Genomic DNA, 20,445 nt, shown 5'->3' with positions numbered 1-20,445 from the left:
CGGTCATGTACATGGCCGGGGGTTTTTGTTTGTGGCCACTTCAGATGCAGGTCTTTCCAGAAGGTCCGGCTCGCGGATACCAGTGCATTGAACGCTGCCTGGGCTCAGGCCCAGATATCACCGATGGTAAAGCCTTCGGGGAACGGGTCGTCGTGGTCGAGCACGAAGGTGTTCAGGCCGTAGATCCAGCTTTTGCCGGTGATGGTTGGTACCACGGCCTCGTTGCCGCCGATGCTGGTTTCATCGATCAGGCGGCCGGTGTAGATGTTGCCGAGCAGGCCCTGATGGCGGAAGTCCTGGTGCAATGGCAGCTCACCCTTGGCGTGCAGGGTGGCCATCTTCGCCGAGGTGCCGGTACCGCACGGGGAGCGGTCCAGCGCCCCGGTCCAGGTGGCCGGGTCGTCCCACGAGAACTCGCCGCAGGTCATGGTCACCGCGTTCTTCCAGTCGGCGTTGGGGTCTTCGCTGGGGCCGGATAGCTGCGAGATGGTAATGCCGATGCCCGGGTAGTCGGGGTGTGCCACCGGCAGTTGCTCGATAGCCGCCTGGCGGATCATCGACGATACCCGGGCGATTTCGGCGCCGTGCTGCGGGATCAGTTGCAGGCCTTTGAACTGGCGCACGTCGGCGATCACATAGAACATGCCGCCCCAGCCCACGTCCACGCGCACCTTGCCCAGGTGCGGTACGTCGATTTCGGCATCCAAGTGTGCGGCGAACGCCGGTACGTTCTGGAAGGTGACGGCCTTGACCTTGCCGCCCTCGCATCGGGCCTTGATACGGATCAGCCCGGCCGGGGCCTCCAGCACCAGCTCGGTGAGCGGCTCCTGCATCGGCAGCATGCCCATCTCCAAAAGCACGGTGGCCACCGAGATGGTATTGCTGCCGGACATCACCGGGTACTCGATCTGCTCCATGATGATGTAGCCGGCGTCGGCCTCGGGGTGGCTTGGCGGGACGATGATGTTGCAGCAGTGCGCCGGATAGCCGCGCGGTTCACGCAGCATCAGCTTGCGCAACTGGTCGTCGTTGGTTTCGAGCCATTTCATCTTGGCGTGTACGCTGTCACCGGGGATGTGCGGTACGCCGCCTGTGATGACGCGCATGGGGATGCCGGCGTGGGTGTCGACGGCGTGGATGGTGCGTTTGAATGACATATGGGCGGCCCTGTTCAGGTCGGATTGAGGCGGGGGCTGGGGCGCAGGATAAAGCGGTAGGGCGGGGCTGTAAGTCGAATAAATCCGATCGGGTGACCGGTTTTTTGAATGGCATTTGCGCAGGCCTGTGCCGGCCCTTTCGCGGGCAAGCCCGCTCCCACACGGGCGCACAGGCCTGAGACAACCCGCCACCTTGACTCCCGGGCCGGCAATTTGTTTGTGCTGGCATTTAAGTTACAATCGGAAAAACGATTCAGCCTTGTCGGTCAATTCGACAAAAGGCCGAGTCGTTTTCTGGTTCTCTGGCTGCTGAACAATGATCAACAACAAGCCTGCGCTGCAGAACATGCTTTACCTGGGCCAGCCACAGGCCCGCCCTCTGTTCTCCTGACTGGAATCGATCAATGTTCAAAAAAGCTGGCAAGACCTTGCTGGGTCTGGCTGTCGCTGCAAGCGTCATGCAAGCGCACGCCGCAGAAACCAAGAAAGTAGATGTGCTGCTGGTCGGCGGCGGCATCATGAGCTCGACCCTGGCCGTGTGGCTGCACGAGCTGGAGCCAAGCTGGTCGATGGAAATGGTCGAACGCCTGGATGGCGTGGCCGAAGAAAGCTCCAACGGCTGGAACAACGCCGGTACCGGCCACTCCGCGCTGGCCGAGCTGAACTACACCCCGGAAGACAAGGACGGCAACGTCAACATCGCCAAGGCCATCGAAATCAACGAGGCCTTCCAGATCTCCCGCCAGTTCTGGTCGTGGCAGGTCCGCCAGGGCGTGCTGAAGAACCCGCACTCATTCATCAACACCACGCCGCACATGAGCTTCGTGTGGGGCGATGACAACATCAAGTTCCTGAAAAAGCGTTATGACGCGCTGCAGGCCAGCCCGCTGTTCCGCCCGATGCAGTACTCCGAGGACCACGCGCAGATCGCCAAGTGGGTCCCGCTGATGATGGAAGGCCGCGACCCGAACCAGAAGCTGGCCGTGACCTGGACGCCAATCGGCACCGACGTCAACTTCGGCGAGATCACCCGCCAGTTCGTCGGCCACCTGAAAACCCAGGAAAACTTCGACCTGAAGCTGTCCAGCGAAGTGCAGGACATCACCCGCAACAAGGACGGCTCGTGGCACGTCGAGTACAAGAACCTGAAGGACGGTAGCGAATCGGCTACCGACGCCAAGTTCCTGTTCATCGGTGCCGGTGGCGGCGCGCTGAAGCTGCTGCAGAAGTCGGGCATTCCTGAAGCCAAGGAATACGCAGGCTTCCCGGTAGGCGGCTCGTTCCTGGTGACCGAGAACCCGACCGTGGCCATGCAGCACATGGCCAAGGCCTACGGCATCGCCTCGACCGGTGCGCCACCCATGTCGGTTCCGCACCTGGACACCCGCGTGCTGGATGGCAAGCGCGTGATCCTGTTCGGCCCATTCGCCACCTTCTCGACCAAGTTCCTGAAGAACGGCTCGTACCTGGACCTGCTGAGCAGCACCACCACCCACAACGTGTGGCCGATGACCAAGGTCGGCATCGATCAGTACCCGCTGGTGGAATACCTCGCTGGCCAGTTGATGCTGTCTGACGACGACCGCTTCGAAGCCCTGCGTACCTACTTCCCGACCGCCAAGAAGGAAGACTGGCGCCTGTGGCAGGCCGGCCAGCGCGTGCAGATCATCAAGCGTGATGCCGAGAAGGGCGGCGTGCTGAAGCTGGGCACCGAAGTGGTCGCTTCCGAAGACCGCACCATCGCCGGCCTGCTGGGTGCATCGCCAGGTGCTTCGACTGCGGCCCCGATCATGCTGAACGTGCTGGAAACCGTGTTCAAGGAGAAGGTCGCTACCCCAGAGTGGCAGGCCAAGATCAAGCAGATCGTGCCAAGCTACGGCACCAAGCTGAACGACTCGGCGGCGGCGACCCAGAAAGAGTGGAACTACACCGCTGAAGTGCTGCAACTGGAGAAACCACCGGTGATCGACGAGAGCGTCGGCACCACGGTTGCACCTAGCCAGCCGGTTGAAAGCAAGCCTGAGAATGACATGGCGCTGTAATCGGCCATTGTTGTAACAGAAGCCACGGGGGGAGACCTCGTGGCTTTTTTGTTGCCTGTGTCCGGCCCCTTCGCAGCACAAGGCTGCTCCTACAGGTACGGCGCCGTATCTGTAGGAGCAGCCTTGTGCTGCGAAGGGGCCAGCTCAGGAAACCACTGATCGGAAACCCAGCTCAGCCCCAATAAAAACATATTTTGATGCTTAAATTAATCTTGTCAGTCGATCCCCTCCAGGAGGGTGCCGTCATGAACATCAAGATTGCCGCCTTACTGCTGCTCGCCCTGTGCGCCCAGCCGGCATGGAGCCAAAGCTACTCCTACTCCAGCGAACCCCCTGCCGCCAAACCTGCCGAATCTGCTGCAATGACCACGCGCATGGCCCTGCGCGACCTTTGGGTCGAGCACATCTTCTGGGTGCGCAACTATGCCGTGGCCAATCAAGCCGGCAACGCCAAGGAGGCTGAAGTCGCTGCCAAGGAAGTGGTCACCGACGCCACCAGGATCGCCAACAGTATTGCCCCGCTGTACGGCCAGCCTGCCGCCGATCAGTTGCTGAAGCTGCTGGCCGGCCACTGGGGCGCCATAAAGCACTACAGCGACGCCACCGTGGCCAAGGACAAAAAAGGCCAGCAAGCCGCGGTCAACGAGCTGACCAGCAATGCCAAGGCCATCGCCGCGTTTCTGGCCAAGGCCAACCCGAACCTGCCCGAGCCGACCCTGCTGACGCTGCTCAGCGCCCACGGCGGACACCACGTGGCCCAGATCGACCAGTTGGCGGCCGCTGACTACGTAGGCGAGGCGCGCACCTGGGCGATGATGCGCGAGCATATTCTGACCCTGTCCGATGCTCTGGCTGCGGCGTTGGTCAAACAGTTCCCGGACAAATTCTGATGCTCGAAGGCCTGGGCCGTACCCAACAGGACCTGCTCCATGCGTTGCTGCTGCAGCCGGCCGGCATGAGCATCGACGACCTGGCGCAGGCCCTGGCAATCACCCGCACGGCGGTGCGCCAGCACCTGGCAGCGCTGGAGCGCGACGGCCTGGTCAAGCGTGGCGCTACCCGGCCCACCGGGCGACGCCCGGAGCAGCTGCACGAGCTGACCGAACAGGCCCGCGAACTGTTCCCGCGGCAGTACCCGTTGCTGGCCAACCTGCTGATTGCGGAAGTGGCCGGCTTGCTGGGGCAGGAGGCGTTGCTGGCGCTGATGCGCCAGCTGGGGCGCAAGCTGGCGGCGGACCTGGAGCACCAAGTGGTGGATGAGGCACGCATCGTCGAGCACATGAACAATGCCGGGTACGAGGCACAGGTGTTCTTCCGCTCGGGGGGCGAGCCGCAGATCGTTGCGCACAATTGCGTGTTCCATCACCTGGCCAAGGCTCACCCGGTGGTGTGCGAGCTGGACCTGGCGCTGATCGGGGCCTTGGGTGGGGCCGAGGTGAGCCATGAGGAGTGCATGCTCAGGGGAGGGCAGGTATGCCGGTTTGCCCTGGGCAAGAAAGAAGATTGATTTTGCCTGTTCTGGCCCTTTCGCGGGTAAACCCGCTCCCACAGAGATCGCACAGGTCTTGAAGACAGTGATTACCCTGTAGGAGCGGGTTTACCCGCGAAGAGGCCGGCACAGGAAAATCACTGCTGCCGCAGAATGCAGTCCAGCAGCCCGGGAAACCGCTCCCCCAGCATCTCGCTACGCAACGAATTCATGTGGGTAGTCCCCACATTGCGGGTATGCACCAACCCCGCATCACGCAGCACGCGAAAATGGTGGGACATGCTCGACTTCGGCCGGCCGCCGTCCAGCTCGCCACAGCTGGCTTCGGCCACGCCCGCCAGGTGGCGCACGATACCCAGGCGCACCGGGTCGCTCAGGGCATAGAGCAGGCGTTCCAGGGTGAGGTCTTCAGAATTGGGATGTTGATAGGCTCGCATGGTCGTCATGATAACGGGGCTATCATTAATTGCCATAGTTCGATTATGATCGAACTATCGTAATCAGACAGCCCGGGAGCTTGCCCATGTCCGCCTTGTTCGAACCCTATACCCTCAAGGACGTCACCCTGCGCAACCGCATTGCCATTCCACCGATGTGCCAATACATGGCCGAGGACGGCATGATCAACGACTGGCACCACGTGCACCTGGCCGGCCTGGCCCGTGGCGGTGCCGGCCTGCTGGTGGTCGAGGCCACTGCCGTGGCACCGGAAGGGCGCATCACCCCCGGTTGCGCCGGTATCTGGAGCGATGCCCACGCCCAGGCTTTCGTGCCGGTGGTGCAGGCAATCAAGGCCGCCGGTTCCGTGCCGGGTATCCAGATTGCCCACGCCGGGCGCAAGGCCAGCGCCAACCGCCCGTGGGAGGGTGACGACCACATTGCCGCCGACGACGCTCGCGGCTGGGAAACCATTGCCCCGTCCGCCATCGCGTTCGGCGCGCACCTGCCACGAGTGCCGCGCGAGATGACCCTGGACGACATTGCCCGGGTCAAACAGGACTTCGTCGATGCCGCCCGCCGTGCACGCGATGCCGGTTTCGAGTGGATCGAGCTGCACTTTGCCCATGGTTACCTGGGCCAGAGCTTCTTCTCCGAGCACTCCAACAAGCGTACCGACGCTTACGGTGGCAGCTTCGACAACCGCAGCCGCTTCCTGCTGGAAACCCTGGCAGCGGTGCGTGAGGTATGGCCAGAGAATCTGCCACTGACCGCGCGTTTTGGTGTGCTGGAGTACGACGGCCGGGATGAGCAGACGCTGGAAGAGTCGATCGAACTGGCGCGCCGTTTCAAGGCTGGCGGCCTCGACCTGCTGAGCGTGAGTGTCGGCTTCACCATTCCCGACACCAATATTCCGTGGGGCCCGGCGTTCATGGGGCCGATTGCCGAGCGCGTGCGTCGTGAGGCGAAGCTGCCGGTAACCTCGGCGTGGGGTTTTGGTACGCCGAAACTGGCGGAAGCAGCGCTGCAAGCCAATCAGCTGGACCTGGTATCGGTAGGGCGTGCGCACCTGGCAGACCCGCACTGGGCTTACTTTGCGGCCAAGGAGTTGGGGGTGGAGAAAGCCTCCTGGACCTTGCCTGCACCGTATGCGCACTGGCTCGAGCGTTATCGCTGAGGCATGAAGGGGGCTGCTTTGCAGCCCATTCGCGGGTAAACCCGCTCACACAGGATCTCCACTGCCCTCAAGGCCAGCGCGATCCCTGTGGGAGCGGGTTCACGCGCGAAGAGGCCAGCACAGGCTAAAACCGGTCCAACCGGTAAGCCGCCATATCAGCCCCCCTCTCCCTGTCAGCCAACCGCCCCACCCATTCCGCTGTCACCGCCGCCTGGGTCAAACCCAGGTGCTGATGCCCGAATGCCAACAAAACCCGCCCATCACACTCCCGGTCGATCACCGGTAACGAATCTGGCAACGAAGGCCGGAAGCCCATCCAAGGCGTCGCTCCCTCAACACTCAGGTCCCTCCGGAACAACCCCTTGCTCAAGCGGTGCAACTGCCAAGCCCGCTGCATGCTCGGCGGCGCGTCCAGCCCGGCGAACTCCACCGTGCCGGCCAGGCGCAGGCCCTCGGCCATGGGCGTCATGATGAACTTGCGCTCCAGCGATGTGACTGCAAACGGCAAACGCTGATGCTCGCCAGGCAACATCAGGTGGTAGCCGCGCTCGGTGTCCAGTGGCACCTGCTTGCCGGTCAGTGTGGCGGTCAACTGCGCGGAATGCGCACCACAACTGATCAGCACCTGGCGGGCATCGAACGTGCCCTGATCGCTGGCCAGCCTGACCCCGCCGCTGTGCAGCCGCCCGCCATCGACCTGCGCCTGGACAAAGCGCACACCACTGGCCTTGGCCGCTTCGAACAGTTCGCACACCACCCGGTAGGGGTCGATGAAGTGCCCGGTACGTGGGAAGAACAGCCCACCCAGCAACGACGGGCTCAGTTGCGGCGCCGCCTCGCGCACGGTGTCGGCCGACCAGAAGTCCACCGCCACCGCCTGCTGTTGCATGCGTGCGCGCAAGGCCTCCAGGGCCTGGCGCGACTCTGGCCGCTCGAATACCAGCAACGAGCCATCTTCCTGAAACAGTTCGCCGCGCCCGATCGAGCCTAGCAGCCGCTGCCAGGCACCCAGGCTGCCTTCGTTCAACGAGCGGATGCCGGCCACGCTGCGCTGGAACGGGCCAGGGCGCAGGTTGAGCAGCAGGCGGGTGAACCACGGCATGGCCTTGGGCAGGTACTTCCAGTCCAGGCGCAACGGGCCCATCGGGTCCAGCAACATGCGCGGCAGGCGTTTGAGAATCGACAGGTCGGCAATCGGGAATACCTGCTCGGTGGCCAGGTGCCCGGCGTTGCCGTAGGACGCGCCTCGACCGGGTGCCTGGCGGTCGACCAGGGTTACCCGGCGGCCTTGGCGGGCCAGTTGCAGGGCACAGGCGACGCCGACTATGCCGGCGCCGACCACGGCGATATCGGTTTCAGCGGTTTCGACCATGCTCAGCCTTCCCGTTTGCCGTCGAGCAGGCGCCGAAGCTGCAGCGGGTTGCCGTGTTTCAGTGCCTGCGGCAGCAGGGCATCGGGGAAGTCCTGGTAGCACACCGGGCGCAGGAAGCGCAGGATCGCCGCCGTGCCCACCGAAGTGGTGCGGGCATCGGAGGTGGCCGGGAACGGCCCGCCGTGGACCATCGCGTCGCATACCTCTACACCGGTCGGCCAGCCATTGACCAGGATGCGGCCAGCCTTGCGCTCAAGGGTCGGCAGCAGAATGCGGGCGCTGTCGAGGTCGGCATCGTCCAGTTGCAGGGTGGCGGTCAGTTGGCCTTCCAGATGCTCGGCCACCTGGCGCACTTGCTCATCGTTGGCGCAGGCCACCACCAGCGACGCCGCGCCGAAGACTTCGGCCTGCAACGCCGGGTCGGCGAGGAACGCTTCGGCCTGGGTCACGAACAGCTGCGCCTGGCACTGGTTGGGGCCTTGCCCGGCCTGGCCACTGGCGGCGGCCTGGGCATTGGCGTTTGCGGTCAGGGCGCCGACCCCGGCCTGGTAGGCACTGAAAATGCCCGGGGTGAGCATGGTCTGCGCCGCAGCCTGGCGCACGTGTTCGCTGGCGGCGTCGATGAAGCGCTGCAACGCCGGCCCCTGGCGGGCAATCACCAGGCCGGGGTTGGTGCAGAACTGGCCGGCACCCTGGGTCAGCGAGGCGACGAAGCCTTGTGCCAGTGCCTCGGCGCGGGTCTGCAGGGCGGTGTCGAACAGGAACACCGGGTTGATCGAGCTCATTTCGGCGTACACCGGGATCGGCTCGGGGCGGGCCTGGGCCGCCTGGCACAGCGCAATGCCACCGCTGCGCGAGCCTGTAAAGCCAACGGCCTTGATGCGCGGGTCGCTGACCAGCGCAATGCCCACTTCACGACCGGAGCCGTACAACAGCGAAAACACACCGGCCGGCAAGCCGCATTGCTTCACGGCCTTTGCCACTGCCTGGCCGACCAGCTCGCTGGTGCCCGGGTGGGCGCCGTGGGCCTTGACCACCACCGGGCAACCGGCGGCCAGGGCCGAGGCGGTGTCGCCACCGGCCACCGAGAAGGCCAATGGGAAATTGCTGGCGCCGAATACCGCCACTGGCCCCAGGGCCACCTGGCGCTGGCGCAGGTCGGCACGCGGCAGGGGCTGGCGCTCAGGCAGGGCATTGTCGACCCGTACGTCCAGCCATTCGCCAGCCCGCACCACACGGGCGAAGGTGCGCAACTGGGTGCAGGTGCGACCACGTTCGCCCTGGATGCGCGCCTTTGGCAGGCCGCTTTCTGCCACGGCGCGATCGATCAGGGCATCACCCAGCGCTTCGATCTGCGTGGCGATGGTTTCGAGGAATTGTGCCCGTTGCTCGAGCGAGGTTTCGCGGTAGGCATCGAACGCCGCCCAGGCCAGGGCGCAGGCCTGGGCCACGTGTTCGCCGGTGCCACCGAGGTAGGCCGGTTCCAGCGCCTGGCCGGTGGCCGGGTCGATGCCACGGATGGCTTCGCGGCTGCCGGTTACCGGCGTCTGGCCGATCAGCAGGTTGCCTGTGAGGGTCATGGAGCCTCCTTTGGAATCAATATCAAGAGAGAGCGCGGCCTTTGTAGGAGCGGGTTTACCCGCGAAGCAGGCGACTCGGTGCCTGGCACCGGCTTCGCCGGTGTTCGCGGGTGAACCCGCTCCCACAGGGGCTGCGGCTCGGCCTGGAATCAGGTGATCAGGCCAGGTTCTGCTCAGCCGACCAGCTGGCGTACCAGCTGCGGAACAGCGCGTACTGCTGCTCGGCATAGTTGCGCTGGGCGTCGGTCAGCACGTCGGTCTCGTTGAAGTGCAGGCTGTATTCGCTGTCACCGTTCAGCACCATCAGGTGCTTGTAGTAGAGCACCAGGTCGCAGCCTTCATCGAACGACGACAGCACCGCCAGCGCCGCCTCCAGTTCACGCGCCAGTCGGCGGGCCTTGGCATCACCTTTGGCCGCCTGTTTGCTCAGGCTCACCAGGTGCAGCACCTCACGCGGCAGGGCGTTGCCGATGCCGGTGATGGCGCCGGTGGCGTTGCAGTTGACGAAGCCATGTACCACCTGGGTGTCGACGCCGACCATCAGGGTCACGTCGTCATCCTTCGAGGTGATGTGCTCGGCGGCGTAGCGCAGGTCGGCGCCACCGCCGAACTCCTTGAAGCCGATCAGGTTGGGGAACTCGCTGCGCAGTTCGAAGAACAGGTCGGCGCGGGTGGCAAAGCCGTAGTACGGGCTGTTGTAGATCACCGCCGGCAGCTTCGGCGCGGCTGCCAGGATGGCCGAGAAGTGGTGCTTCTGGGCAATCAGCGAGGCGCCGCGGCTGAGCACGCGGGGGATGACCATGAGGCCGGCGGCACCAACCTTGGCCGCGTGGGCGGCGTGAGATACTGCTTCACGGGTGTTCACCGCGCCGGTACCGACGATGGTCGGGATGCCGGCGGCCACCAGGCGCGCCACGCCTTCCTGGCGCTCTGCTTCGGTCAGCAGCGGCCAGTCGCCCATCGAGCCGCAGTACACCACGGCGCTCATACCGGCCTCGATCAGTTCGCGGCCCTTGCGTACCAAGGCGTCGAAGTCCGGCTTGCGCTCGGCGGTGCAGGGGGTCATCAGGGCGGGCATGGTGCCGGTGAAGATGTTGTTGGTCATTGTTGTCACTCCTCGCGATATTCGTTTTTTTGGAAATAGCCGGGGTCAGATGCCCCAGGCGAACGGGTCCTGTTCGTCGATCAGCAGGGTGCTGTCGGCGGTGATGTAGGCGCGGCCGGTGATGAACGGGCGAATGCGTTCGCCGTCGCGCTCGTAGCGGCCCTGGAACTGGCTGCCGGTGATACTGGCCTGTACCCAGGTCTGGCCTTCGTCGAGCTTGCCGTCGGCGGCCAGGCAGGCCAGCTTGGCGCTGGTGCCCGTGCCGCAGGGCGAGCGGTCGTAGGCCTTGCCGGGGCACATCACGAAGTTGCGGCTGTCGGCGTTGGCGTCGTCGGCGAACAGTTCGACGTGGTCGATGGGGGCACCGTTTTCACCGGTGATGCCCTGGGCTTCGAGGGCCTTGAGCATCGCCCAGGTGTATTCGGTCAGCGCCTCGCGGTTGCCCAGCTCGATGCGCTGGCCGTGTTCGGAGACGAGGAAAAACCAGTTGCCACCCCAGGCGATGTCGCCGCGCACCGGACCATGGCCGGGCACGTCCACCAGCACTTGCTGGCGGTAGCGGTAGGACGGCACGTTGCCGACGGTTATGGCGCCGTCTTCATGCAGGGTGGCGCTGACCTGGCCGACCGGGGTATCGATCTTGTGCACGCCCGGTGCGATCAGGCCCAGGTGCTGCAGCGAGGCGACCAGGCCGATGGTGCCGTGCCCGCACATGTTCAGGTAGCCAGCGTTGTTGAAGAAGATCACCCCGCACGTGGCGTCGGCCGATACCGGTGGGCAGTACAGTGCACCGACCAGCACATCGTTGCCGCGAGGCTCCAGCAGGCAGGCGCGGCGCCACTGGTCGTGCAGCTCTCGCAGTTCATCGCGCTGCTCGGCCATGCTGCGGCCATGCAGTTGCGGGAAGCCTTTCATCACCAGGCGGGTCGGTTCCCCGCCGGTGTGCGAGTCGATGACGTGAACGTGTTTCATGGGCATATCCATTCGAGAGTGGGTCAGGAGGCGACGGCGGCAGGGCGCTGGCCTGGGTAGCTTTCGGAGGAGGCTTCGCTTTCATCCTCACCTTCCAGGCGCACCAGGTGGGCAGGCACGCCGGTGGCCGCGCCCCAGTAGTAGATGCCCAGCGCACAAGCGGCCACGACCACGGTGTCGAACGGGTGGCCGAGTACTCCCAGGCCGCCGAAGCTGCCCAGCCACGACAGCAGGATGGTCACCGCGTAGAAGCCGATCAGCCACGCCGACGAGCGCACTTGCTGGGCCAGCGACAGGTGCTGGGTCGGCACGAAGCGGCCGCACAGCAGGTAAAGCACGAACATCACGATCTGCAGGGCCAGCAGCCACGACACGGTCTTCCAGCCCGACCAGTACACGATCAGCGCGGCGATGATGAATGACAGCGGGCCGAGCACGCCCATGCCCTTGACCCGGAACGGGCGCGGCATGTCAGGGGCGTTGCGGCGCAGGGCGGCGACGGTGACCGGGGCCACGGCGTAGCTCAGTACCAGGGCGGCGGAAACCACGTTGATCAGCGCTTCCCAGGACGGGAACGGCAGGGTCCAGAACACCGACAGGCCAAAGGTCAGCCAGAGCGCCGGGCGCGGGATGCCGGACTCGGCGTCGATACGGGTGAAGTACTTGAAGAATGTGCCGGTCTGCGCCCAGCCATAGACCACGCGCGGGGTGGCGTTCATGTAGATGTTGCCGCAGCCGCTGGGCGAGATCACCGCGTCGGCCACCACCAGATAGGCCAGCCAGCCCACACCCAGGGCCAGGGCGATGTCGCGATAGGGCAGGGCCAGTTCCTTGGTCACCGCGGCCCAGCCGTTGCTCAGCATTTCGGTCGGCACGCTGCCGAGGAAGGCCAGTTGCAGCAGGGCGTAGATCGCGGTGGACAGCAGTACCGAGAGGATCAGCGCGATGGGGATGGTGCGTTGCGGGTTCTTCACCTCGCTGGCCACCGAAATGATCGGCGTCAGGCCCAGGTAGGCGAAGATGATGCCACCGGCCGATACCGCCATTTCAACGCCGGACAGACCGAACGGGGCAAAGCCCTGGACCTCGAAGTTTTCCGGTTTGAAGAAGGTGAACAGCACGCCGATCACCAGCAACGGCACGATGAACTTGAACACACTGACCAGGTTGTTGGCCTTGGCGAAGGTTTTCACGCTGCGGTAGTTGAGGAAGAAGAACAGCCCCAGCAGGGCGAACTGCACCAGCCAGCCGAGCACGGTCGGGTCGCTGGAGCCGGCCTTGGTCAGCCCGGGGAACCAGGCGGCGGCGTATTGACGCGAAGCGACCACTTCGATGGCGATCAGGCTGGAAAAGGCGATCAGGGTGATAAAACCCATCAAGTAGCCCAGCAGCGGGCCGTGGGAGTACACCGGGTAGCGCACCACGCCCCCGGCACGCGGCAGGGCAGCGCCCAGTTCGCAATAGACGATGCCCAGCAACAGTACGGCGAAGCCGCCAAGGAACCAGGACAGGATGCCGGCCGGGCCGGCGATGGCCGAGACGTGGCTGGCGGCGAACAGCCAGCCGGAGCCGAAGATGGCGCCTAGGCCGATGAAGGTGAGGTCCAGCAATGACAACTGTTTTTTGAATTTGCCTGACATGGGTTCGCCTTTTTGTTGGTTATTGGATAGGCAGGTCTGATGTCACGAGATGCGGCTTTTTGGGCCGCGCTCTTGTAGGACTTGGGGCGGCTTGCGTGGGGCATAGAGTGGACCGATCGGGGCGGCGGTTCTTGATGGTTTTCTGCAGGGGGGATGACGAAATCGGCACAGTTGCAAAAAAGCAGTAGCTAGGTGCTGGGGGGAGGAATACGCTCTAGGCCATACTGGGCAAGGGTTTGAGAGATGCAGTGCTGGTGCCTGCCTCTTCGCAGCACAAGGCTGCTCCTACAGAGTCCGCATAAGTCTCGAAGGCAGTGCGCCCCTTGTAGGAGCAGCCTTGCGCTGCGAAGAGGCCGGCACAGCCAACAGAGAACCGACAGATGACCGACACTCCCCTGGCAACCCTGTACCAGTCCCTCGACCAGCACCGCCCCGCCAACCTCGAGGCCCTGCTCGCCGGTGTGTCCCTGCTGCTGCCGATCCTCGACGCCATCCCCAACGCCGCGATCTTCATCAAGGACCCGGCCGCCCGCTATGTGCTGGCCAACAACACCCTGGTCCAGCGCTGTGGCCTCAAGCGCCTGCAACCGCTGCTGGGCAAGACCAGCGCCGAAGTGTTCCCGGCACAGCTGGGCCCCGGCTACACCGAGCAGGACCGTCGCGTTCTCAAGGAGGGTTTGGTGCTGGAAGACCAGCTGGAGCTGCATCTTTACGGCAGCCGCGAGCCTGGCTGGTGCTTGACCCACAAGCGCCCGCTGTACAACCGTGCCGGCGATATCATTGGCCTGGTCGGCATCTCGGTCGACTTGCAGTCAGCCGCCGACAGCCATCCTGCCTACCAGCGCCTGGCGGCGGTGGACGAGCATATCCGGCGGCATTTCCACCAGCCTATCAGCATGGGCGAGCTGACCCGTATCGCTGGCATTTCCGTGGCCCAGCTGGAGCGCTACTGCAAGCGGGTGTTCCACCTCACGCCACGGCAGATGATCCACAAGGCACGCCTGGAGCACGCCCACCGTTTGCTGCATTCGGAACTGCCGATCACTGAAGTGGCGATGTGCTGCGGCTATACCGACCACAGTGCCTTCAGCCGCCAGTTCAAGCAACTGACCGGCTTCACTCCGCGCCAGTACCGCCAGGCAACCAGCGCTCAGTTGGCCTGAAACAGCGCCCGCGCCTCATCGAAGCACTGCTCGGCAATTGCCGAACGCGGTTCGCTGCGGCGCAGCAGCAGGCCGACCGGGCTGTGGATGGCGGCGTCGGCCACCGGCAGGATGCGCAGGTGCTCGCTCAGGTCTTCCAGCCCGCAGTCCAGTGGCATGACCGCACAGCACATGCCGGTGTTGATGGCCTGGATCAGCTGGAAGCTCGAGTCGCTTTCCAGTACCGCATTCGGCTCCAGGCCACGGCTGCGAAAACTCAGGTCCAGCGACTGGCGGTAGTGCATGCCCTTGCTCAGCAGGCCCAGCGGAATGTCGCCCAGCTCGTCCCAGCGCAGGGTGTCGCTGGCGAACTGGAAGTGCCGGGTATCGTGCAGCAGGCCCATGGTGGTGGTGCCAAGTTCGATCACTTCAAAGAAGCTGGTGTTGACCTGGTCCAGGTAGCAGATGCCCAGGTCGAGCTGGTTGCGGCTGAGCCCGTCGATCACCTGTTCCGAGCTTAGCGAGCTGATCTGGAAGTGCAGTTCGGGGTATTTTTCACGCAGCGGCAGCAGCAGGTGCATGGGGTTGAAGCTGGCCAGCGGCACCGTGCCCAGGCGCAGGCTGCCGACCACCTGGCCGCGGCAACTGGCGGCTTCGGCCTGCAAGCCATCGTGCGCGGCGAGCAGGGTACGGGCCCAGGCCAGGATTCGCTCGCCCGCTTCGGTGAAACCTTCGAAGCGCTGGCCGCGCTTGACCAGTACCAGGTCCAGCTCGTCCTCCAGGTTGCGCAGGCGCATGGACAGCGTCGGCTGGGTGATATGGCACAGCGCCGCCGCCTGGCCGAAGTGGCGGGTCTGGTCGAGGGCGATGAGGAATTTGAGCTGCTTGATGTCCATGGAGGTGCCTGGTATCGGGTTATGCAGACCTTAACCCACGTCTGCGATAGATGTCATTGATGAGTCGGTACGCCATATCGATTGGACGCCCCCGGGCCATGCCTCTAGCGTGGCGGCAATGCCACTCGAGGAGCCCCACCGTGCGCGTCCAACCCGATGCGGTCTTCGTACCGCTCAACATCGCCGTGCTGACAGTCAGCGATACCCGTACCTACGACAACGATACTTCCGGTGAGCTGCTGGCCAGCCGCTCGGTGGAGATCGGTCACCGCCTGGTGGCGCGGGCGTTGCTCAAGGACGACCTTTACAAGATCCGCGCCCAGGTCGCCACCTGGATTGCCGACGAACAGGTGCAGGTGGTGCTGATCACCGGCGGTACCGGTTTTACCGGGCGTGACAGCACGCCGGAAGCGGTCGAGTGCCTGCTGGACAAGCGCATCGATGGCTTTGGCGAACTGTTCCGGGCCCTGTCGATTCTCGATATCGGCACCTCGACCGTGCAGAGCCGGGCGCTGGCCGGGCTGTCCAACCGCACGTTGGTGTGCTGCCTGCCGGGCTCCACCGGGGCCTGCCGTACGGCGTGGGAGGGCATCCTGGCGGAGCAGCTGGATGCGCGGCACCGGCCGTGCAACTTCGTCAAGCACCTGAAACCGATCGAGGCCTGTGCAAGCCGGGGCTGAGTTTTCTCCTGTACCGGCCTCTTCGCGGGTAAACCCGCTCCCACAGGTATCGCGCAGGGTTCGAAACCTGTGGGGGCCCTGTAGGAGCGGGTTACCCGCGAAAGGGCCGGCACAGGCCACTGCATTCAGTCAGCTCAATACATGGTCCACCGGCAACAACACCGGCGGTAGCTGTTGTTCCCCCAACCCCGCCAGCACATCGCGCTCCACGGTCCGCACCATGGCATCGGTCGGCAGGTCGTTCTCATCGCGCCCGAACGGGTCTTCCAGTTCGTTGCCTATCGCATCCAGCCCGAAGAACGTGTACCCCACGATGGTGGTGAACAGCGGCGCCAGCCATCCCAGCGGCTCGGCCAGGGCAAACGGCAGCAGCAGGCAGAAGATGTAGATGGTGCGGTGCAGCAACAGCGTGTAGGGGAACGGCAACGGCGTGCCCTTGATCCGCTCGCAGGTAGCCTGCACTTCGGTCAGCCCCACCAGCCGCTGTTCCAGTAGGCTGTAGCGCCAGTCACTGATCTGCTGCTGTGTTGCCAGCCGCGAGCAGTGCCCGCCGATTTCGCGCAGGATGGCGTCGCACACGTTGTGCGGGCTGATCGCATCGGGCCGGGCCAGCCAGGGCCGGGCGGCGGCCAGTTCGTCCTCGCTGCGCAGCCGTGCATTCAGCGCATGGGCAAAGCCGCACAGGCTGCGCAACAGTTCGGCACGCAGGGTTTCGTCGGTGATCACCAGGCTTTCGCGCACGAACGAACGGGTCTCGATGATCAGCTTGCCCCAGGCCTTGCGCCCCTCCCACCAGCGGTCATAGCAGGCGTTGTTGCGAAAACTCATGAAAATCGACAGCGACAGGCCCAGCAAGGTGAACGGGGTGGCGCTGACCGGGTAGAAAAACGCCGGGAAATGCCGCTCGACCAACACGATCAGCGCGGCCAGCAGGGTGATCGTCAGGCAACGCAGGGCGATGCGCTTGACGATCGAACCCTTGAGGGTGAACAGCACACGCAGCACATCGGGGGTGGGGTGGACGATCATGGAAATCCAGAGACGGCTGCCTAGCCGCCGGTCATGTTCATGAAACGCAGGATCTGCACGTCGCCACCGACCTCGAAATGATGGCGGTAGGGCTTGAGGTGCAAGGAATCACGAATGGCCTTTTCCAGGCGTTCGGGGTTGCCGGGGTGGGCGCGCAGAACCTGCTTCAGGTCCACCGAGTGTTCATTGCCCAGGCACAGCAGCAGGCGGCCTTCGACGGTGAGGCGCACGCGGTTGCAGGTGGCGCAGAAGTTGTGGCTGTGTGGCGAAATGAAGCCGACCCGAGTATTGGCGGCTTCGGCCAGGCGCCAGTAGCGGGCGGGGCCCTGGGACGACTCGGTCGATTCGACCAATGTGAACTGCTCGGCCAGCAGCGCACGTACTTCGTCACTGGAGCAGAACGACTCGCCGCGTTCATGTTCGCTGATCACGCCCAAGGGCATTTCTTCGATGAAGGTGATGTCCAGTTCGCGGTCGATGGCAAAGCGCACTAGGTCGACCAGTTCGTGGTCGTTGCGGCCTTTGAGGACTACACAGTTGAGCTTGGTGCGCTTGAAACCGGCCTGGCGGGCGGCGTCGATGCCGGCGATCACCTGGTGCAAGTCGCCGGTGCGGGTCAGTTGCTTGAAGCGCTCGGCGTCCAGGCTGTCGAGGCTGATGTTCAGGCGCGTGACACCGGCGTCGAACAGCGGTTGGGCCAGGCGCCCGAGTTGCGAGCCGTTGCTGGTCAGGCACAACTCGCGCAGGCCGGGCAGGGCGGCGATGCGCCCGCACAGGTCGACGATGCCCTGGCGCACCAGCGGCTCGCCGCCGGTCAGGCGGATCTTGCGGGTACCAAGGGCGACGAAGCGCTCGGCCACCTGGAGCAGTTCCTCGAGGCTGAGGATTTGCTGGCGCGGCAGGAACTGCATGTCTTCGGCCATGCAGTACACGCAACGGAAGTCGCAGCGGTCGGTGACCGACATCCGCAGGTAGTCGATTTTCCGGTTGAAGCCGTCGATCAGGGCCCGGCTGTTCTGTTCCACGTTCGCGCTCGAATGGATTGGGACTCGATCCAAGCTATAACTTGGGCGCAGGGCCGTCAAATTGCTTTGTCCGACCGATTGATCGATGGCCTCTATCATGGCTGCAGGCCACGTATTTCAAAGTGTTGACCGCGTCGCCCAATTCGCGGGTAAACCCGCTCCCACAGGTAAAGCGCAGGGCTCGAAACCTGCGGGGGCCCTGTGGGAGCGGGTTCACCCGCGAAGGCCGTGGCGCGGTTCCAGCCCATGATCGAAACCGCCTATCACCCCGTAAGATCTTTCGATTGGACGGCTCTACCCCACGCTCCATAGGCTGAAAAAAAGCATCGAAGCGTGAGGATTCACCGCATGAGCCAGGACCAACATATCAGGGACTACAAGGGCGCCGCCGCTGGCTGGGGGGCGCTCAAGAGCGTGACCAAGAGCTGGCTGGGCAGCGACAATGCCTTCAAGAACCTGCGGGCCATGCTCAAGACCAACCAGAACGGCGGCTTCGACTGCCCCGGCTGCGCCTGGGGCGAGTCGCCGGAAAACGACATGGTCAAGTTCTGCGAGAACGGCGCCAAGGCGGTCAACTGGGAAGCCACCGGCCGCTCGGTGGACCCGGCATTCTTCGCCAGGTACAGCGTCAGTGCGCTGGCCGAGCAGACCGATTACTGGCTGGAGTACCAGGGCCGCCTGACCCACCCGATGCGCTACGACGCGGCCACCGACCACTATGTCGAAACCAGCTGGGAAGAAGCCTTTGCGCTGGTTGCGCAACACTTGCGCGCACTCGAATCGCCCGACCAGGCCGAGTTCTACACCTCGGGCCGGGCCAGCAACGAGGCGGCGTTCCTCTACCAGCTGTTCGTCCGCGCCTACGGCACCAACAACTTCCCCGACTGCTCGAACATGTGCCATGAAGCCAGCGGCGTGGGCATGTCGGAGACCCTCGGCGTTGGCAAGGGCACCGTGGTGTTCCACGATCTGGAACTGGCCGATGCCATCTTCGTCATCGGCCAGAACCCCGGCACCAACCACCCGCGCATGCTCGAACCGCTGCGTGAAGCGGTGAAGCGTGGTGCCCAGGTGGTCTGTTTCAACCCGCTCAAGGAGCGCGGCCTGGAGCGCTTCCAGCACCCGCAGCACCCGTTCGAGATGCTCAGCAATGGCTCCGAACCAACCAACACGGCCTACTTCCGCCCGGCCCTGGGCGGCGACATGGCAGTGATGCGCGGCATTGCCAAGTACCTGCTGCAGTGGGAACGCGAAGCCCAGGCCAATGGCGAACCGGCGGTGTTCGACCATGCCTTCATCGCCGAGCACACCAGTGGCATCGACGCATACCTGGAAACCGTGGATGCCACGCCTTGGGCGCACATCGTCGAGCAATCGGGCCTGACCCAGGCCGAGATCGAACTGGCAGCGCGCATGTACCGCAAGGCCGAACGAGTGATCATGTGCTGGGCCATGGGCGTCACCCAGCATCGCCACTCGGTGCCGACCGTTCAGGAAATCGTCAACCTGCAGCTGCTGCGCGGTAACGTCGGCAAGCCCGGTGCCGGCCTGTCACCGGTGCGCGGCCACAGCAACGTGCAGGGCGACCGCACCATGGGCATCGACGAGAAGCCCGGGGCGGCCCTGCTCGATGCCATCGAAAAACGCTTCCGGTTCCGCGTGCCGCGTGCCCACGGGCACAACGCCGTGCTGGCGATCAAGGCCATGGAAGAGGGGCGGGCCAAGGTGTTCATCGGCCTGGGTGGCAACTTTGCCCAAGCCACGCCGGATACGCCGCGCACCCATGCGGCCATGCGCAATTGCGCGCTGACCGTGCAGATTTCCACCAAGCTCAACCGCTCGCACCTGGTCACCGGCCGCGATGCGTTGATCCTGCCGTGCCTGGGCCGTACCGAAATCGACATGCAGGCCAGCGGGCCGCAAGGCGTGACCGTGGAGGACACCTTCAGCATGGTGCACATCTCCCACGGCCAGCTGCGCCCGCGCTCGCCGCACCTGCGCTCGGAGCCGTGGATCATCGCCGGCATGGCCCAGGCGACCCTGGGCAAGCAGCCGATCGACTGGGAGTACGCTGTTGCCGACTACGGCCGCATCCGCAGCATGATTGCCGATGTGATCCCCGGCTTTGCCGCTTTCAACGAGCGCCTGCAGCACCCGGGCGGCTTCCACCTGGGCAACAATGCCGCCGACCGTACCTGGCGCACGGCCACAGGCAAGGCGCGCTTCAGCCCGCACCGGCTGCCGGAGCAACTGGTGAATGCCAAGGTGCTGGCGCGCGGTGACAAGCCCGACCTGATCCTGCAGACCCTGCGCTCGCACGACCAGTACAACACCACTCTGTATGGCCTGGATGACCGTTATCGTGGGGTGTTCGGTCTGCGTGAAGTGGTGTTCGTCAACGAGGTGGACATCCGCCGGATGGGCTTCGAGCCGGGCGAGCATGTGGACTTGGTGTCGCTGTGGGAGGATGGCGTGGAGCGGCGCGTGTCGGGCTTCCGCCTGGTGGCGTATGACGTACCCGAGGGGCAGGCGGCGGCGTACTACCCTGAGACCAACCCGCTGGTGCCGCTGGAAAGCTATGGCGAGGGGACCTATACCCCGACCTCGAAGTTCGTGGCGATCAAGTTCGAGAAGGCCAAGGCCGGCAACCGGATTGCGGCGGTGCTTGCCGCGGATTGATCGGTTGCCTGTGCTGGCCTCT

General features: G+C 64.5%; 17 protein-coding genes. 7 read left to right on the top strand and 10 right to left on the bottom strand.

Annotation, left to right across the window (positions count from 1 at the left end; translation table 11 throughout):
- Positions 1–104: 104 nt before the first annotated feature.
- Positions 105–1,157: a proline racemase family protein gene (locus tag M1D87_RS20000; protein WP_123083804.1), complete on the bottom strand. Its 1,053-nt coding sequence runs from the start codon at positions 1,155–1,157 to the stop codon at positions 105–107.
- 404 nt (positions 1,158–1,561) lie between these two features.
- Between M1D87_RS20000 and mqo the strand changes: the two genes are divergently transcribed.
- The 3 genes from mqo (at position 1,562) to M1D87_RS19985 (ending at position 4,706) form a co-directional block, all read left to right on the top strand.
- Positions 1,562–3,199 carry a malate dehydrogenase (quinone) gene (gene mqo, locus M1D87_RS19995; protein WP_123083803.1) on the top strand — a complete coding sequence of 546 codons (1,638 nt, stop codon included), beginning with the start codon at positions 1,562–1,564 and terminating at the stop codon, positions 3,197–3,199.
- Positions 3,200–3,444: 245 nt separating this feature from the next.
- Positions 3,445–4,089, top strand: coding sequence for a hypothetical protein (locus tag M1D87_RS19990; protein WP_039613975.1), 645 nt, complete (start codon positions 3,445–3,447; stop codon positions 4,087–4,089).
- The gene (locus M1D87_RS19985) at positions 4,089–4,706 is read left to right on the top strand and encodes a helix-turn-helix transcriptional regulator (RefSeq protein WP_013973785.1); all 618 of its coding nucleotides are present in this window, start codon (positions 4,089–4,091) and stop codon (positions 4,704–4,706) included. The genes M1D87_RS19990 and M1D87_RS19985 overlap by 1 nt, the downstream gene beginning before the upstream one ends.
- A 119-nt stretch (positions 4,707–4,825) precedes the next feature.
- Here the strand turns inward: M1D87_RS19985 and M1D87_RS19980 are convergent, their stop codons facing one another.
- Complete coding sequence (locus M1D87_RS19980) at positions 4,826–5,161, bottom strand: ArsR/SmtB family transcription factor (RefSeq protein ID WP_003259528.1); 336 nt, start codon at positions 5,159–5,161, stop codon at positions 4,826–4,828.
- A gap of 50 nt (positions 5,162–5,211) precedes the next feature.
- On the opposite strand from M1D87_RS19980, the gene xenA reads away from it, so the two are divergent.
- Positions 5,212–6,303 carry a xenobiotic reductase XenA gene (xenA, locus tag M1D87_RS19975; protein WP_024087583.1) on the top strand — a complete coding sequence of 364 codons (1,092 nt, stop codon included), beginning with the start codon at positions 5,212–5,214 and terminating at the stop codon, positions 6,301–6,303.
- Between the two features lie 124 nt (positions 6,304–6,427).
- On the opposite strand, the gene M1D87_RS19970 is transcribed toward xenA, so the two are convergent.
- The 5 genes from M1D87_RS19970 to M1D87_RS19950 all read right to left on the bottom strand — a co-directional run bounded on the left by M1D87_RS19970 (position 6,428) and on the right by M1D87_RS19950 (position 12,972).
- Positions 6,428–7,675, bottom strand: a complete 1,248-nt coding sequence (locus M1D87_RS19970; RefSeq protein ID WP_123083802.1) for an NAD(P)/FAD-dependent oxidoreductase — start codon at positions 7,673–7,675, stop codon at positions 6,428–6,430.
- Between the two features lie 2 nt (positions 7,676–7,677).
- On the bottom strand, positions 7,678–9,255 hold the full coding sequence (locus tag M1D87_RS19965; RefSeq protein WP_123083801.1) for an aldehyde dehydrogenase (NADP(+)): 1,578 nt from the start codon (positions 9,253–9,255) through the stop codon (positions 7,678–7,680).
- A 157-nt stretch (positions 9,256–9,412) separates the two neighbouring features.
- Positions 9,413–10,360 (bottom strand): dihydrodipicolinate synthase family protein, encoded by a 948-nt coding sequence (locus M1D87_RS19960; RefSeq protein WP_013973780.1) that lies wholly within the window; start codon positions 10,358–10,360, stop codon positions 9,413–9,415.
- Between the two features lie 45 nt (positions 10,361–10,405).
- Positions 10,406–11,332 carry a 4-hydroxyproline epimerase gene (locus M1D87_RS19955; protein WP_031325247.1) on the bottom strand — a complete coding sequence of 309 codons (927 nt, stop codon included), beginning with the start codon at positions 11,330–11,332 and terminating at the stop codon, positions 10,406–10,408.
- A gap of 23 nt (positions 11,333–11,355) precedes the next feature.
- Positions 11,356–12,972 (bottom strand): APC family permease, encoded by a 1,617-nt coding sequence (locus M1D87_RS19950; protein ID WP_013973778.1) that lies wholly within the window; start codon positions 12,970–12,972, stop codon positions 11,356–11,358.
- 380 nt (positions 12,973–13,352) lie between these two features.
- Here M1D87_RS19950 and M1D87_RS19945 point away from each other — a divergent pair, with 380 nt between their 5' ends.
- The gene (locus M1D87_RS19945) at positions 13,353–14,135 is read left to right on the top strand and encodes an AraC family transcriptional regulator (RefSeq protein WP_123083800.1); all 783 of its coding nucleotides are present in this window, start codon (positions 13,353–13,355) and stop codon (positions 14,133–14,135) included.
- On the opposite strand, the gene M1D87_RS19940 is transcribed toward M1D87_RS19945, so the two are convergent.
- Positions 14,123–15,010 (bottom strand): LysR family transcriptional regulator, encoded by an 888-nt coding sequence (locus M1D87_RS19940; RefSeq protein ID WP_015271363.1) that lies wholly within the window; start codon positions 15,008–15,010, stop codon positions 14,123–14,125. The two genes, M1D87_RS19945 and M1D87_RS19940, sit on opposite strands and share 13 nt — an antisense overlap.
- Before the next feature lie 140 nt (positions 15,011–15,150).
- Between M1D87_RS19940 and moaB the strand changes: the two genes are divergently transcribed.
- Positions 15,151–15,690, top strand: coding sequence for a molybdenum cofactor biosynthesis protein B (moaB, locus tag M1D87_RS19935; protein WP_003259533.1), 540 nt, complete (start codon positions 15,151–15,153; stop codon positions 15,688–15,690).
- Between the two features lie 129 nt (positions 15,691–15,819).
- On the opposite strand, the gene M1D87_RS19930 is transcribed toward moaB, so the two are convergent.
- Positions 15,820–16,719 (bottom strand): bestrophin family protein, encoded by a 900-nt coding sequence (locus M1D87_RS19930; protein WP_015271362.1) that lies wholly within the window; start codon positions 16,717–16,719, stop codon positions 15,820–15,822.
- Between the two features lie 20 nt (positions 16,720–16,739).
- Positions 16,740–17,744 (bottom strand): GTP 3',8-cyclase MoaA, encoded by a 1,005-nt coding sequence (gene moaA / locus M1D87_RS19925; RefSeq protein ID WP_039613983.1) that lies wholly within the window; start codon positions 17,742–17,744, stop codon positions 16,740–16,742.
- Between the two features lie 348 nt (positions 17,745–18,092).
- Between moaA and M1D87_RS19920 the strand changes: the two genes are divergently transcribed.
- Positions 18,093–20,423 carry an FdhF/YdeP family oxidoreductase gene (locus tag M1D87_RS19920; RefSeq protein ID WP_421091771.1) on the top strand — a complete coding sequence of 777 codons (2,331 nt, stop codon included), beginning with the start codon at positions 18,093–18,095 and terminating at the stop codon, positions 20,421–20,423.
- Positions 20,424–20,445: the final 22 nt, after the last annotated feature.

The sequence above is a fragment of the Pseudomonas sp. SA233 genome (assembly GCF_054792385.1).
Note: the sequence above shows the minus strand (reverse complement) of the source record. Positions and strands in the feature narration are given on the sequence as shown.